Origin of the sequence: Epibacterium sp. MM17-32 (assembly GCF_022348205.1) — a bacterium.
In the GTDB taxonomy this organism is placed as follows: Bacteria; Pseudomonadota; Alphaproteobacteria; order Rhodobacterales; family Rhodobacteraceae; genus Epibacterium.
The window spans coordinates 33,381-47,670 of the sequence record NZ_JAKRFC010000002.1; the positions used below are offsets into that span (position 1 = coordinate 33,381).

Annotated in this window: 14 protein-coding genes; 13 read left to right on the plus strand and 1 reads right to left on the minus strand. The window is 63.9% G+C overall.

Annotated features, from left to right (window positions below):
- Window positions 1–16 precede the first annotated feature (16 nt).
- From MHM88_RS03080 to MHM88_RS03125, 10 genes are all read left to right on the plus strand, one after another.
- The gene (locus tag MHM88_RS03080) at window positions 17–1,219 is read left to right on the plus strand and encodes an efflux RND transporter periplasmic adaptor subunit (protein WP_239359859.1); all 1,203 of its coding nucleotides are present in this window, start codon (window positions 17–19) and stop codon (window positions 1,217–1,219) included.
- Between the two features lie 3 nt (window positions 1,220–1,222).
- A complete protein-coding gene (locus MHM88_RS03085) occupies window positions 1,223–1,927 on the plus strand; it encodes an ABC transporter ATP-binding protein (protein ID WP_239359860.1) in 705 nt (234 codons plus the stop codon).
- Window positions 1,918–3,078, plus strand: coding sequence for an FtsX-like permease family protein (locus MHM88_RS03090; RefSeq protein WP_239359866.1), 1,161 nt, complete (start codon window positions 1,918–1,920; stop codon window positions 3,076–3,078). Before MHM88_RS03085 ends, MHM88_RS03090 begins: the two co-directional genes overlap by 10 nt.
- Window positions 3,079–3,082: 4 nt before the next feature.
- Window positions 3,083–4,276, plus strand: coding sequence for an ABC transporter permease (locus MHM88_RS03095; RefSeq protein ID WP_239359868.1), 1,194 nt, complete (start codon window positions 3,083–3,085; stop codon window positions 4,274–4,276).
- A gap of 4 nt (window positions 4,277–4,280) precedes the next feature.
- Window positions 4,281–5,657 (plus strand): NAD(P)/FAD-dependent oxidoreductase, encoded by a 1,377-nt coding sequence (locus MHM88_RS03100; protein ID WP_239359870.1) that lies wholly within the window; start codon window positions 4,281–4,283, stop codon window positions 5,655–5,657.
- A 50-nt stretch (window positions 5,658–5,707) separates the two neighbouring features.
- A complete protein-coding gene (locus MHM88_RS03105; RefSeq protein WP_239359872.1) occupies window positions 5,708–6,730 on the plus strand; it encodes an LLM class flavin-dependent oxidoreductase in 1,023 nt (340 codons plus the stop codon).
- A 12-nt stretch (window positions 6,731–6,742) separates the two neighbouring features.
- Entirely contained in the window at window positions 6,743–7,900 is a 1,158-nt protein-coding gene (locus MHM88_RS03110; RefSeq protein ID WP_239359878.1) for an acyl-CoA dehydrogenase family protein, read from the plus strand.
- Entirely contained in the window at window positions 7,897–8,607 is a 711-nt protein-coding gene (locus tag MHM88_RS03115; protein WP_239359883.1) for a 4'-phosphopantetheinyl transferase superfamily protein, read from the plus strand. The genes MHM88_RS03110 and MHM88_RS03115 overlap by 4 nt, the downstream gene beginning before the upstream one ends.
- A 139-nt stretch (window positions 8,608–8,746) precedes the next feature.
- Window positions 8,747–9,841 (plus strand): AraC family transcriptional regulator, encoded by a 1,095-nt coding sequence (locus tag MHM88_RS03120; protein WP_239319097.1) that lies wholly within the window; start codon window positions 8,747–8,749, stop codon window positions 9,839–9,841.
- Window positions 9,842–9,970: 129 nt separating this feature from the next.
- Entirely contained in the window at window positions 9,971–10,543 is a 573-nt protein-coding gene (locus tag MHM88_RS03125) for a hypothetical protein (RefSeq protein WP_239359884.1), read from the plus strand.
- 141 nt (window positions 10,544–10,684) lie between these two features.
- Here the strand turns inward: MHM88_RS03125 and MHM88_RS03130 are convergent, their stop codons facing one another.
- Entirely contained in the window at window positions 10,685–11,152 is a 468-nt protein-coding gene (locus MHM88_RS03130) for an Lrp/AsnC family transcriptional regulator (RefSeq protein ID WP_239359885.1), read from the minus strand.
- A gap of 174 nt (window positions 11,153–11,326) precedes the next feature.
- Between MHM88_RS03130 and MHM88_RS03135 the strand changes: the two genes are divergently transcribed.
- From MHM88_RS03135 to MHM88_RS03145, 3 genes are read left to right on the plus strand one after another with little or no spacing between them, the layout of a single operon-like run.
- A complete protein-coding gene (locus MHM88_RS03135) occupies window positions 11,327–12,373 on the plus strand; it encodes a pyridoxal-phosphate dependent enzyme (RefSeq protein ID WP_239359886.1) in 1,047 nt (348 codons plus the stop codon).
- Window positions 12,366–13,529: a Xaa-Pro peptidase family protein gene (locus MHM88_RS03140; protein WP_239359888.1), complete on the plus strand. Its 1,164-nt coding sequence runs from the start codon at window positions 12,366–12,368 to the stop codon at window positions 13,527–13,529. Before MHM88_RS03135 ends, MHM88_RS03140 begins: the two co-directional genes overlap by 8 nt.
- The gene (locus MHM88_RS03145; RefSeq protein WP_239361112.1) at window positions 13,529–14,284 is read left to right on the plus strand and encodes an Asp/Glu racemase; all 756 of its coding nucleotides are present in this window, start codon (window positions 13,529–13,531) and stop codon (window positions 14,282–14,284) included. Before MHM88_RS03140 ends, MHM88_RS03145 begins: the two co-directional genes overlap by 1 nt.
- The last annotated feature ends 6 nt before the right edge of the window (window positions 14,285–14,290 follow it).

Here is a 14,290-nt window from a genome sequence, read left to right on the forward strand (position 1 = left end):
AGGAAAGCGATCCGAAATGTCCAATCCCGATGATCTCGAAACCAGGCTGCGCTCTCTCTCCATCGACAGGGCAGACGCTGCCCCAAGCACAGCCTCCGGTTCAGGATCCGAGCGCCGCGGCCGGCGTTCAGCGCCATTCTGGGTTTATGGTCTGGGTCTGGTCCTGTTGGCCGGGGGGAGTGCGCTCTATCTGTCTCCGGCGCTACAGGATCGCGCAATCACGCTGGCCGCCCCCCTTTTGGAGCCGGCCAAGCAGCTGCTGGACCAAGCCGATCCGGATCAGGCCGATCCGGGCACCCCTGCGACAGGTGCAGAGCCACCGGCCGCCGAGCGACACGCCCGGGCGTCCGCAGATGATGACACCGCCTCTGCCTCTGCCGCGCCACCCAAACCGGCACCGGGGCCGCGGATTGTCGGTTCAGGCTTTGTGGTTGCGCCCACTTCCGTCATTCTGATGTCGGAGATCGGGGGGCGGGTCGACAGTGTCGACGTGACAATTGGCAGCCGTCTGGATGCGGGCACTCCGGTGTTGAGGCTGGAGGACGGCAATGCCCGATTGGCCCTCGATCTGGCGCGCGAAGACATGCGGCTGGCCCAGGCTCGGCTCGACAGTGCCCGCGCCGACCATGCCGCCGCCGCAGCCCCGCTGCGCCGTCTGGAAACGCTGGAGGCCCGTGGCATCGGCAAACGCGCCGAGCTGGAAGACGCACAGCTTCAACTGGCCAGCCTCGGCCACGACATCTCGATCGCCCGCAGCCAACTTGAAACCGCACGGCTGACCCTGCAGCGGGCACAGAGCGATCTGGAAAAACACGTGCTGCGTGCCCCTTTCGATGCGGTGGTCGTGGATCTGCCAGCGGCCCCCGGCATGGCGGTTTCCTCCGGCATCAACGGCGGTGCCGACGAAGCCGGGCTGATGGAGCTGATGGACGTCAGCCAGCTCTATGTCGATGTCGATGTCTCGGAACGCAATATCGCCACGATCCGCCGCGATCAGATCGCCGAAGTGCGTCTCGATGCCTTTCCCGACCGGATTCTTGCGGCGCAGGTGTCGGCGATTGATCCGCGCGCCTCGCGGGAAAAAGCCACGATCCGCGTGCGCCTCAAGCTGGACACCACCGATCTGGACGGCGTGCGGCCCAATATGTCTGCCAAAGCTACTTTCACCAACCTCACGGACCGGGCGCTGGCCCAACTCCGGATCAACGGGAGCAACTGACCCATGACCCCTGTCTCATACGACATCGAACTCACCAACGTCTGCAAGAGCTACCCGCTGGGCAAGTCCCGCATTCCGATCTTCGATGATCTGACCATGTCCATTCCGGATGGCGATTTTCTCGCCATCATGGGGCCGTCGGGGTCGGGGAAATCCACCATCCTCAACCTGATCGGCGGCATCGATACGGTCGACAAGGGCCATGTCAGCATTGGCGGTACCATGCTCGACAAGATGAGCACCCGCGCCCTGACGCGCTGGCGGTCCGAGGTGATCGGCTTCGTGTTCCAGTTCTACAACCTGATGCCGATGCTGAGTGCCGCGCAGAATGTCGAGCTGCCGCTCCTGCTGACCGACCTCAGCGCGTCGGAACGGCGCGAGCGGGTGCATACGATCCTGGACATCGTCGGTCTGTCGGATCGGCACGATCACCTGCCGTCACTGCTGTCCGGCGGGCAGCAGCAACGGGTCGGCATTGCACGCGCCATCGCCAGCGACCCGCGCATCCTGCTCTGCGACGAACCCACCGGCGATCTGGACCGCAAATCCGCCGACGAGATCCTGGACCTGCTGCAACTGCTGAACACCAAACTGGGCAAGACCATCATCATGGTCACCCACGACGAAAGCTCGACCCGCGTGGCCAAACGCACCGTGTTCCTCGACAAGGGGCGTTTCGTGTCGGAGGAGGTCGCGCAATGCGCCTGAGCCCGTCCCTGCTGATCCGTCAGAACCTGACGCGCAAGCTCTTGCGCAGCGTATTGCTGATCCTGTGCATCGGCGTCGCCTTCTTCATCTTTGGCGTCCTGTCGAGCTTTCGCCAGGGGTTTGAAGGGGCCGGGTCACAGACCGCGCGGCTGGTGGTCGCCTCCAAGGTTGGCGGCAACGAGACGCTGCCCTTGTCCTATCTGCCGGAGATCGAAGCACTCGATGACGTGGCCGAGGTCACCCACATCACCCGCCTGCGCGCCTTTGTCGGCAACGAGCGCAACATCGTCGGTGCCAACGCGGTCGATCTTGAAAGCTACGCCCGGGTCTATGCCGACACCTATAATTTCACGCCCGACATGCTGCGCGCCGCCGAGGCGGATCGCACCGCCATTCTGGTCGGGCGCACCCTGGCCGACCGGATGGGCTGGCATACCGGAGACAGTGTGACGCTGACCAGCTTTGTGCACGCCCGCGACGGCGGGGATCGCAACTGGCGCTTCACCATTGCCGGGATTTTCGAGGGGGCCGAGATCACCACCGACACCAGCTTTCTGCTGGCGCGGTCCGATTATTTCCACGCCGCGGTCCTGCGCAATCGCAACCGGGTCGATCTCTACGGTATCAAGCCGCAGCCGGGCGCGGACACCGACGCCCTGTCCCGCCAGATTGACGCCGCCTATGCCAATTCCGGCGCCCAGACCCGGACCCAATCCGAAACCGCCTTCATGTCGGCCTTCCTGGAGCAGTTTGCCAACATCGCACTTTTGGTCCGGCTGATCGTCGGGGTCGCCTTTGCCACCATCCTGATGATCGTCGCCAATACGATGATCTTTGCCATCCGGGAACGCACGCTGGAGATCGGCGTGTTGAAAGTCCTCGGCTTTTCCGGCGGGCGGATCATGCGCATCGTTCTGGCGGAAACACTGGTGCTGTTTGCGCTGGGGCTGTGCCTCGGGCTCAGTCTCACGGCCGCGGTGATCCCCATGTTGGCCGATGCGCTGCAAAGCGTCGTGCCCGGCCTCTACCTCACCCCGCGCGTGATTGGCACGGCGGTGGCGCTGGCGGTGGGATTTGCCCTCGCCTGCGGCGCGCTGCCCTCGATCAATGCTCTTCGCCTGCCGATCGCGGCAGCTCTCAAACACAGGTGATCCAATGTTCGGTTTTCTCCGTCAATCCCTCGCGCTCTCGACCGCCAACCTGCGCAGCCTGCCGCGCCGGGCCTGGATTTCCCTGTCGATGGTGCTGTCCGTGACCCTCGTGGTGCTGGTGCTCCTGGGCTTTCTCGCCATGGCCAACGGCTTTCGCAAGACGCTGTCGTCGACCGGCGCCGACAACGTGGCGCTGGTGCTCAGTCGCGGTGCCTTCAGCGAGGCCCTGAGCCGGATCGAGACCCAGCAGGCACATCTGGTTGAAGAGGCCCCCGGCCTTGTTCGCACCGACGATGGCACGCCTCTGATCTCGCGGGAACTGGTGGTGCCGGTGGACGCGGTCGCACTGGACAGCAACAAGAATGAAACCCTGTCGCTGCGCGGTATCGACCAAACCGGCCTGACGCTCCGCCCCCGGGTGCAGATCAGCGATGGCCGCATGATGACCCCCGGCACTGCCGAGATCGTTGTTGGTGCGCGTCTGGCATCGCGCTACCGCAATCTGGCAGTGGGCGATACGATCACCTTCGGGCGCTCGCAATGGACCGTCGTCGGGCACTTCACGGCCGGGGGCAGTGTCTTCGAGAGCGAGCTGCTGGCCGATGCGGGGCTGGTGCAGGCGCAATTCAACCGCCCCAACCAGATCCAGTCCCTGCGCGTGCAACTCTCCGATGCAGCGCAGTTTGAACAGTTTCGCGCCTATGTTGAAGACGAGCTCGACATGGGACTGGCGGCACAGACCGAAAAGGCCTTCTATGCCGCCCAGGCCAGCGACATCAGCCGCATCATCCTGTTCCTGGGATGGCCCCTGGCGATCGTCATGGCCTTCGGCGCCGCGGTGGGTGCCATGACCACCATGTACAGTTCGGTCTCCGACCGGATGATCGAGATCGCCACCGTGCGCGCATTGGGGTTCAGCCGCAGCGCGGCGTTTGTGGCCACGCTTGTCGAAGCGCTGGTTCTGACACTGATCGGCTGCGCCATCGGTGTGGCGCTGGCCTGGATCGGGCTCGATGGCTGGAGTGCCTCGACAAAGGGCGGGGCCAATGCACAGTTGGCGTTTCAGCTCGCCCTTTCCTGGCCACAGGCGGTGAGTGCTGTGGTGCTGGCTCTTGCGATCGGTGCGGTCGGCGGCGGCTTGCCCGCATTGCGCGCCACACGTGTCCCCCTGCGCGCGGCAATGACCGGACGGGCCTGAGCCGATGGCACTGCCGCAGCCCTCGACCTCCCCCCCACCGCGTGGGATGCACCCAGAGCGTCCCCGCGCGGTGGTGATCGGTGGCGGCATTGCCGGTCTTGCCGCCTGTAGCGCGCTTGCCCCCCATGCCGCGTCGATCATTCTGATCGAGCCCGACGGCCTCCCCGACGGTACCACCTACAGGCGCCGAATCCCGCAGGCCCCGCATGTCCATGCGTTGCTGGACAGCGGCCGGCAGGCGCTGGAACAATTGATGCCGGGGATCGGGGCGGCGCTGCAACGGGCCGGGAGCCTGCCTCTCAAGGTCCGGTCGCAATGGCGCACTCACGATGGGCACGAATGGTGCACGCCCGAAGACACCGGTCCGATGGTGCTGAGCCAGAGTCGGCCGCTCCTCGAACAGGCGCTGCGGCAACGGGTGCGAAGGATACCACATCTGACCCTCATGTCCGGCCGTGTCCGGGGGCTGGTGACTCAGACGGGTGAAGACCCGCATTCGGCGCGTATCACCGGGGTCCATGTGCAGGACCCAGCGCAGCCCCCCTCCGCACCGGATCGCCCGGTCCCCGCAGACATCGTCATAGATGCCTCGGGGCGGGCCGGCGACAGTCTCAAATGGCTGGCGGCGGCGTCGGGCCGCCTCCCGCCGGAAGACACCCGGACACCTGACATCCGCTACTGCAGTGCTTTCTTTGACAGGACCGCGCAGGATGGTTCCACCGCCCTCAGCGCCTGGCTCCGCCCGGCACAGGCGCCCGGAACCCGCAGCCTGGTCATGGCACCGGTGGAACACAACCGCTGGATCATCACCCTGACCGGACGTTTCGGCGCCCAGATGCCGCGAGACGAGCAAAGCTTTCGCGAGCTGTTCGAGGCCACCGCCGGCGCAGAGCTGTCCGCCCGACTGGCAGATGCGCCGATGGTCTCTCGCCTGCGTGGCTTTGCGATCAAGACGGTGCGCTTCCGGCGCTTTGATCATATCGCAGAGGACCTGCCGACCGGATATTTCCCGATCGGAGACACCATCGCGACCTTCAACCCGCTGTTTGGACAGGGCATGAGCGTTGCCACGCTTCAGGCACTGTCGCTGCATAACACACTGACCCGCCAGCCGGATCTGGCAATGGCACAAAGCGCCTATCTGCAAGATGCCTGCCGGACTGCCGGCTGGGCCTGGAAAATCGGCGGCGCTGTTGATCGCGCCTACCCGCAGATGCGGCAACAGCCGGACCCTGAGTGCGATCACCTCGCCGAGCGGTTGCGGCTCGCCTTTTCCGCCTCCGTCATGCGCCCGGCGATGCGTGGCCAGATCGACCGCGTCCTGCATCTGCTTGATCCGCCAGACAAGCTCGACGTGCTCTGCAGCGAACTGGCCGAGTGACGCGTCGCGCCGCTTTGCGATCTCCCATCTCTTTGGCAAGGAATACCAAGATGAAACTTCTGACCACCGCTCCGCCTTCTGTCCGCTACGCGCCCGGTGCCTATCTCGATGCCGTGGGAACGCTGGCGCAATGGAATGAAACCGCCGGCGTTGAGGGGATGCTGATTTATACCGACAACAGCCTGATGGACCCGTGGACCGTCGCCCAGGCGGTGATGGACCGGACCCATCGCTTTGTACCGCTGGTCGCGGTTCAACCGCTTTACATGTCTCCCCTGGCTGCCGCGCGAAAGGTGTCCTCCCTCGCCTTTCTCTATGGGCGCAAGATGGCGCTCAACATGGTGGCCGGGGGCTTCGTCCGCGATCTGGAGCAGCTGGGCGACGCAACCGAGCATGATGCCCGCTATGACCGGCTGGTGGAGTACACGCAAATTCTACAGGCGCTGCTGCGCGGAGAATCTGTGACCTTCAGCGGCACATATTATCAGGTGACCAATCTGACGCTCTCGCCAGAGCTGCCGCCGGAACTCATGCCCGAGATTTACCTCTCCGGCGCATCTGAGGCCTGCGCGGCGGCAGCGGCGACCCTGGGGGCCACCCGCCTCAGCTATACCAAGCCGCCTCACGATCTCGAACCGCTTGCCCCGCTTCCCGGAGAAGGCCAGATCGGCCTGCGCTTTGGCGTTATTGCCCGTGAAACCTCCGAGGAGGCCTGGCAGGAGGCACGCCTGCGGTTCCCGGCGGATCGGCGCGGCCAATTCGCCCACAAGATGGCCCGGGGCACCACCGACAGCATCTGGCACCAGGAAATCTCGCAAAAGGCGGATGACCTGCACGAGGCGCGCGATGGTGCGTACTGGCTGTTTCCCCTGCGCAATTACAAGACATTCTGCCCCTATCTGGTCGGCAGCTACGGCGAGGTGGCGGCCTATGTCGGCCGGTATCGGGCCCTTGGCTATACCACGCTGATCCTGGACGTGCCGGAAAGCGAGGCGGAGCTTCGGCACAGCCTTCGCGCGGTGCAGCTCGGTGGTGCGCAGGTGCTGCGTCCCGAACCCGCCTCCTTCAGCTGATCGCGAGGCACCATGTTCAATCGCACCCTCTTCGACCCCGAGCACGACGCCTGGCGCGCCGAGGTGTCCCGTTTCCTGACCTCCGAGGTCGTCCCGCAGCATGATCGCTGGGTTGCAGACAAGAAGACACCGCGTGACATCTGGCGACGGGCTGGCGCGGCCGGGTTGCTGGGACGCGGGATGCCACGGCAATATGGCGGCGCGGGGCGGGATTTTCGCGACAGCGCCATCGTGATCGAGGAACTGGCGCGGCACCGTGTCCACGGGCTGTTCACCTGCCTGCAGAGCGATATCGTCGCGCCTTTCATTCTGCGGCTTGGTACGGACGCGCAAAAAGACCGCCTGCTCCCGGCCCTGTGCCAGGGCGAAACCCTCGGCGCGCTGGCCCTGACCGAACCGCAGGGCGGCAGCGCCATGTCCGATATGGCCACCACGGCCCGCAACAGCGGTGAAAGCCTGGTTCTGAACGGATGCAAGACACATATTTCCAATGGGTCAGTCGCAGATGTGGTGATCGTTGCCGCGCAGAGCGAGCGTGGTGCGATCGGCGACCAACCCGGACTGAGCCTGGTGCTGGTGGAGACCGAACGCCCGGGTATCAGTCAGCAAGCGATCCAGAAATGCGGCATGCCGGCATTGGATACCGGTCGGATCTCGCTGGAGGACTGTATCGTTCCGCGCGGCAACCTCCTCGGTGCCGAGGGCATGGGCTTTGTCTACCTGATGAGTTTCCTCGGGGTGGAACGGCTGGTCCTGGCCATCTACGCGCAGGGGTGCTGCGAGCGGATCTTGCAGGATCTGATCCGGGATTGCGACGCACGCCGCACACCGCAGGGCAGTCTTCTCGATCATCAAACCCCCCGGTTTGCCCTGGCGGACCTGTACAGCGAATGTGCCGTGAACCGCAGTTTCATCGACCAGTGCATTCCACAGGTGCAGGACGGTCGGTTTGACCCCAAGAGCGCCTGCATTGCAAAATTGCGGACCACCGCCACCCTGAAGAAGCTCGCCGCGCTGGGGGTACAACTGCGGGGGGCCGGCGGCATCAGCGGGGATAGCGGCGCCGCAGCGAGCCAGGATCTTCTCGATGCATCGGTGCAATCCATCTGGGGCGGCACCAGCGAGATCCTTCAGGATCTGATTGGCCGCAGCATGGCCAGTGGGCTATGAGTTGCGCGTTGCCGCCACTGCCGGTCGAGGTCTGGCATGTCCGGTTGCCCGATCAGCTGCGCCCTGAGGATCTGGCCCTGCTGGATCCTGAGGAACACGCGCGGGCCACAGCTATTTCGATGCCGGCGCACCGGGTGCAATATGTCGCCGCCCATGCCGCCCTGCGCCGAATTCTGGGAGCGGCCAGCGGATGCGCACCCGACACCTTGCGGATTCTCCGCGAGGCTCATGGACGCCCGGTGCTGCAAGGTCGCAACGCCCCGCATTTCAGCCTGAGCCACTCTGGCGCAGATGCGGCGATTGCCCTGTGCCGACACGCCCCGCTTGGGGTTGACCTGGAACAGCGCCGAGCGCGCCCCCGGGCGCGACAGTTGGTAGCACGGCTCTTTGCAGAGCCTGAACGCGCGCGCCTCCTGCCGCTCCGATCTGCGGAGTTTGACGCCGCCTTTGCCCGGCTTTGGGTCCTCAAGGAAGCCTATATCAAGGCGGATGGCCGGGGTCTGGCCTGCCCCCTCGACAGTTTTGCCATCGACCCTTTTGCGCCCCGTCTTCTTTGCAGTGACATGGAGGTCCCAATCCGCCCTCAACTCTCCTATAAGGAGTTGTGTAATAATATTGATAGCGCTTTAGTGGTATGGACCGCATACCCCGTTGAAATCAAACACCGGGTTCTGGATATGCGCGTTGATATGGGAAGGGCGGCCTGAGATGGACGTGTCATACAGAGGCCCGAATATGGCGATATGTACCGGGTCAGGATCGGGGCAGCCCGCTGCGTTCTGTGCCGCCGTCCTGCTGATGCCGCATGATCCAGACGACCGCCTTCAATGACCGGAGACTGAGGCCTTGCTGTTTTTCCCCCTGCCGTTCCTGACCGCGTTCTTCCTGATCTTCGTGATCATGCAGCTTGCCCGTTTCATCGGGCGGGGGCTTGATTGGGTGGTCATGCTGACCGTCGTGGGCTTTGCGTTGCAGTCGGTGCTGCTTGGCGTGTCCTGGGGCATTCAGGACATGCCCAAGATGCCGCTGATTTCGCTGGCGATCGCCTTGCCGCCCCTGACCTGGTTGTCGCTGAATGAACTGGCAGGCCGTACCGGGCGTTTCAGCCGCCCCGTCATATTCGGCGCGATCGCGGTGTTGCTGGCGATCACCAATGGCGCGTTCCTCCTCGGCATCGAGGATATCGTCGATACGATGTCGATTCTGGTCTACCTGCTGTTTGGCGGGCATCTGATCTGGTCGGGCATGAACCTAGATCTGGACTGGATGGCAAGCCGCCCCTTGCAGAGCCTCATTCCCACCCAGCGCGCCTATATGGTCGCGGGGACTATTTTGCTGCTTTCGGCCGGCGTGGACGTGATGGTCGCGCTGGATATCCGGCTCAACGACAGTCAGATTTCACCTGCACTGGTCGGATATTCCAACCTCACCTTCCTGCTTGCGCTGATCGTGGTGTTCTTTACCCGCCATGACGGCCCTGCCCCGGCGCCGCGGCCGCAGCCCACCACGCCGCAGGCCCAGTCCCTGTCGCCGGAGGACGAGACCAGCGCCGAAAGCATCCTTGCAAAGCTGGATCAGGAGATGGAAACCAACCATCTGTACCGAAATGAAAACCTGTCGCTGAACGAAATCGCACGCAAGATCCGCGTGCCCGCCCGACAGGTGTCCAGCGCCGTGAACACGCTGCGGGCAATGAATGTTCCGAAATACGTCAATACGTTCCGCATTCGCGATGCCTGCCGCATCCTTGAAGAAACCGACATGCCGGTGACCGAGGTGATCTTTGCCGTGGGGTTCACCACCAAATCCAATTTCAATCGCGAATTCCAGCGGGTGACCGGCCTCAACCCCAGCGCCTGGCGCAGCCGTGCCTGTACCACCTCCGAACCCCGCTCCGGCTCTGACACGGTCCGGGTGCAGGAAACCGCATCGGAGACCTGAGCCCCCAGGTCCGGAAACCCGATCTCGGACGTCCTTGATCGCGCATCAGGTCGCATACAGGGGGCGGAGGGGCCACACTCCATTGCACAGAAGACGGGGACTGCTGCCCCCTTGCACAGGAGCATTGGCATGAAACGCAAGACAAAGATCACGCTCGCCTCGATCAGCGCCGCCCTGGTGGTCCTGAGCGCCGCCCCGCGTCTGGTCCAGGCCGAGGACGATCAGTCCATTCCGTTATCCGCCGCCATTCGCACGGTCATACTGCATGGAGACGGCACCGCGCTGAAGCTGACCACTCATGCTGACGACGTGCGCGAGGCAAGGATAACCACCGAGGACAATATCGGCTGTGCTATTACATCGACCATAGAAACGGTTGGCGATCAATTGAAGATCTCAGTTGAAAAAGGCCGCATGCGCGTGGGGTTCTGGTGCGACCCCGATGTGACGCTGTCGCTTCCGGCCGGGCTAAGCCTGGAGATCGGCCTGACCAACCTCGCTGCGGACATCAAAGGGACCTACGATCAGGTCCAGATCCGCACCGGCCAATCGGTAATCGATTTCGATGGTGCAGCGGAGCATTTCACACTGCATGGGCGGCGTGCGGCGGTCCGTCTGAACTTCCCGCGCGACATGCCGCGCGAGGCCGTGGAGCTCGATGTTGATACCATTCTGTCACATGTCACCTTCAACGGCGCCTGATCAGACCCTGCGGCCTCGTCACGCCCCACAGCATGTGTGACCCATCCGGAGCCAGCAGCGGCACGGGGCCACGCCGCGCCCGGTTTCCTGAACACCACCTGCGCCGCGGGGCCATCGCCCCCCCCGGTCGGCGCAGGAGGCTTATCCATCGGGTACGGTAACCGGCATTGAAAACCCTGTTTTCACCCGATCCATCACCGCGCTGGTGCGGAACCGCAGTACGTTTTCTTCGGCAAAGAACTGACGGCGGGTGAAGTCATCATAATCGGCCATATCGCGCGCCGAGATGATCAGCACAAAATCAGCGTTTCCCGTCACATAGTAGCACTGCATCACCTCCGGTGCGGCGCGCATCTGCGCCTTGAAGCGGTCCAGATCTTCCATCCGCTCGTTTTGCAGCGTCACCTCGACAATCAGCAGCAACCCGCGTCCCACCTTGTCCGGGGCGAGCACGGTGATTTCGGATTCTACCACATCTGAGGCCCGCAACCGTGCCAAGCGTTTGCGGCAGGCATCCGGCGACAGCCCCACTTGCTTGGAGAGCGCCTCGGCGGTCATGCGGGCGTCGGACTGGATGGCCTCCAGTATCAGGGCGTCGAATCTATCCATACCGGCAGAATGGCGGAAATTCGGCCTCTGGGTAAGACGCAACGGTTCTGCCGGGCGGTATTCGGACCATTATGGCTTGGTTAGTATGATTTTCAGCCAGATCCGATCCGAGAAATCCGGGATACGTCACCGCAAGAGCGCTAGGCTGGACATCAAAGAACAGGAGCCCGCTTTATGCCCGTGACATTTGCCAACCCCCACCGTGGTCGGGGTCTCGCCCTCGACGCGCCGTTTCCTTGCGATGATGCAAAAGGGGTCGCCGATTTGCTGGGGCAATGCCCTGCGCATCAGGAAACACCGCTCCTGTCCGTGCCCACACTGGCCGCGCACTGTGGCGTTGCGCAGATCCACCTCAAGGACGAGCGCAACCGCATGGGGCTAGGCAGTTTCAAAGCACTCGGGGCCGCACATGCCATTGCCCGCACCGCGTGGGATGTGGTCGAGGATGGCGATTGGTCAAAAGCGCTGGCAGGGCGCACATTCGTCACCGCAAGCGCAGGCAACCACGGACTGTCCGTTGCCGCCGGGGCGGCCCTGTTTGGGGCGCAGGCGGTGATCTACCTAGCCGAAACCGTGCCCGAGAGTTTTGCCGCCCGCCTGCGTGCCAAAGGTGCCGAGGTAGTGCGCGAGGGAAACGATTATGAGGCCAGCATGGATGCGGCAGAGACGGCGGCGGCGCGCAACGACTGGACGTTGCTCTCTGACAGCTCTTGGCCCGGATATACCGAACTCCCTTATCTGGTGATGGAGGGATACCTGCAACTCGCGGCGGAGGCCGCTCAGCAGATCCCCGCCCCCCCGACACATATCCTGCTGCAAGCCGGGGTGGGCGGATTGGCGGCTGCGGTCGCCGCCCATGCGCGCAAGGTCTGGGGTGACACCCCGCAGATCATTGTCGTTGAGCCAGAGGCTGCCCCTGCCCTCATGGAGAGCATCCAGGCTGGCAAAGTGATCGATACACAAGGGCCGGTTTCTGCGATGGGGCGACTGGACTGCAAAACGCCGTCGATGATCGCGCTGCAGGGGCTGGCGCGCGATGCGGATCTGTTTGTCACCCTCAGCGAAGAGGAGGCTGATGCCGCCGTGGTCACACTCCAAAACCAAGGACTGGCCACAACCCCCTCTGGCGGGGCCGGGATCGGTGCCTTGATCGCCGGGCTTGATCTGCCCGAAGACGCCCGCGTTCTCGCGATCTTGAGCGAAGGGCCAGAGGATGCCTGAGACGTCGCTGATCTTTCCCGCGCTTGAATATCAAAACCGCATCACCCGGTTGCAGGACCGTATGGCAATAGCCGGGGCCGATGCGCTGCTGCTGAGCACGGCGGCGGATGTGTTTTACGTCACCGGTTTCCTGACCCGGTTCTGGGAAAGCCCCGCCCGGCCCTGGTTCATCGTGGTGCCCGTCTCTGGCGCTCCGGTGGCGGTCATCCCCTCTATCGGTGCCGCCTTGATGCAGCGCACATGGATCACGCAGGTCCGGACGTGGGATGCGCCTGACCCTGTGGATGACGGACTGAGCCTCTTGGTCGACACGCTGGCGTCACTGGTCCCAGAGCAGGGAAAAATCGCTCTACCCATGGGATTGGAGACACATCTGCGGATGCCGCTTGCAGGTTATCACGCCCTTTGCGCGCAGCTGGCCCCGCGACAGGTGATGGATGGCACTGATATTTTCCAGCGGGTGCGTGAGATCAAATCCGAGGCCGAAATTGCCAAGATCCGTACCACCTGCGCCATCGCTGGGCGCGCTTTTGATCGGGTGTCAGAGATCGCGGGCGTGGGCCGCCCGCTTGATCAGGTGTTTCGCGCATTTCAGGCTCTGTTACTGGATGAGGGGGCCGATTGGGTGAGCTATCTTGCTGGCGGCGCGGGCGCGGATGGCTACGGCGATGTGATCTCTCCGGCCACCGCGCAGCCGCTGGAGAAGGGCGATATTTTGATGCTCGACACTGGTGCGGTCCGCGAGGGGTATTTCTGCGACTTTGACCGCAACTATGCCATCGGTCCGGCCTCGGATCTGGCCAAACGCACGCATTCCGCGCTCTGGTCTGCGACCGACACCTGTCTTGAGGCGCTGCGTCCGGGGATGCTGGCGCGGGATGTGCATCAGATCCTGAGCGATGCGCTGATCGCGCAAGGGGCCACACCCGGTGCTGGACGGCTGGGCCATGGGCTGGGCGTGACGTTGACGGAGTGGCCGTCGTTCACCCCGAAGGACACCACGCCCCTGCGGGCGGGCATGGTGCTGACACTCGAACCCGGCGCAATGGTGGGGCCGGGTCGCATCATGGTGCATGAGGAAAACATCGTTTTGCGCGAAAGTGGTGCTGAGCTTTTGTCGCCCCGTGCGCCCTCTGACCTGCCGGAGCTTGGATGATGACATCCTTTCCGTATGAGATCACCGAAGACCCGCGCCCGCGTCTCGGGCTGGTTGCCTTGCAGGTGGATGAAACCATCGAAGAGGACTTCCGCCAGATGTTTCCTCAGCCTGCGGCACGGCTGCACATCAGTCGCGTTCCTTCCGGTGCGGAGCTGACGCCCGACACCATCGCCGCCATGGAAGAGGATTTGCCGCAGGCCGCGCGCCTGCTGCCGCCTGCCGCCCGGTTTGAGGTCATCGCCTATGGCTGCACCTCCGGCACCAGCCTGATCGGCGCATGCAGGGTGAAAGAACTGGTCCATGCCAATGCCACAACACACGCCGTCAGCGACCCGCTCAGCGCCGCGATTGCCGCGCTCCGGGCACTGAACGTGACGCGTGTCGGGATCGTCTCGCCCTATATCGCCTCCGTGGCCGCCCCGATCCGCGCAGGATTTGAAGCAGCGGATTTTGTGGTGCCCGACATGCTTGGCTTTGGCGAGGAGGTTGAGGCCCGTGTCGCGCGGATCGCACCTGCCTCCATCCGTGCCGCGGCCCATGCGCTTGCATCACGGGCTGAACTGGATGCGGTCTTCCTGTCCTGCACCAACTTGCGCACACTTGAGGTCATCCCGACGCTCGAAGCGGAACTGGGCCTGCCGGTGCTGAGTTCCAATCAAGTCCTCGGCTGGCACATGGCAAGCTTCGCGGGCCTTACCCTGCGGGATCTGGCGGTGCCGGGACAGCTTGGAAAAAAGGCGGCGCAGCTCTGAGCCACG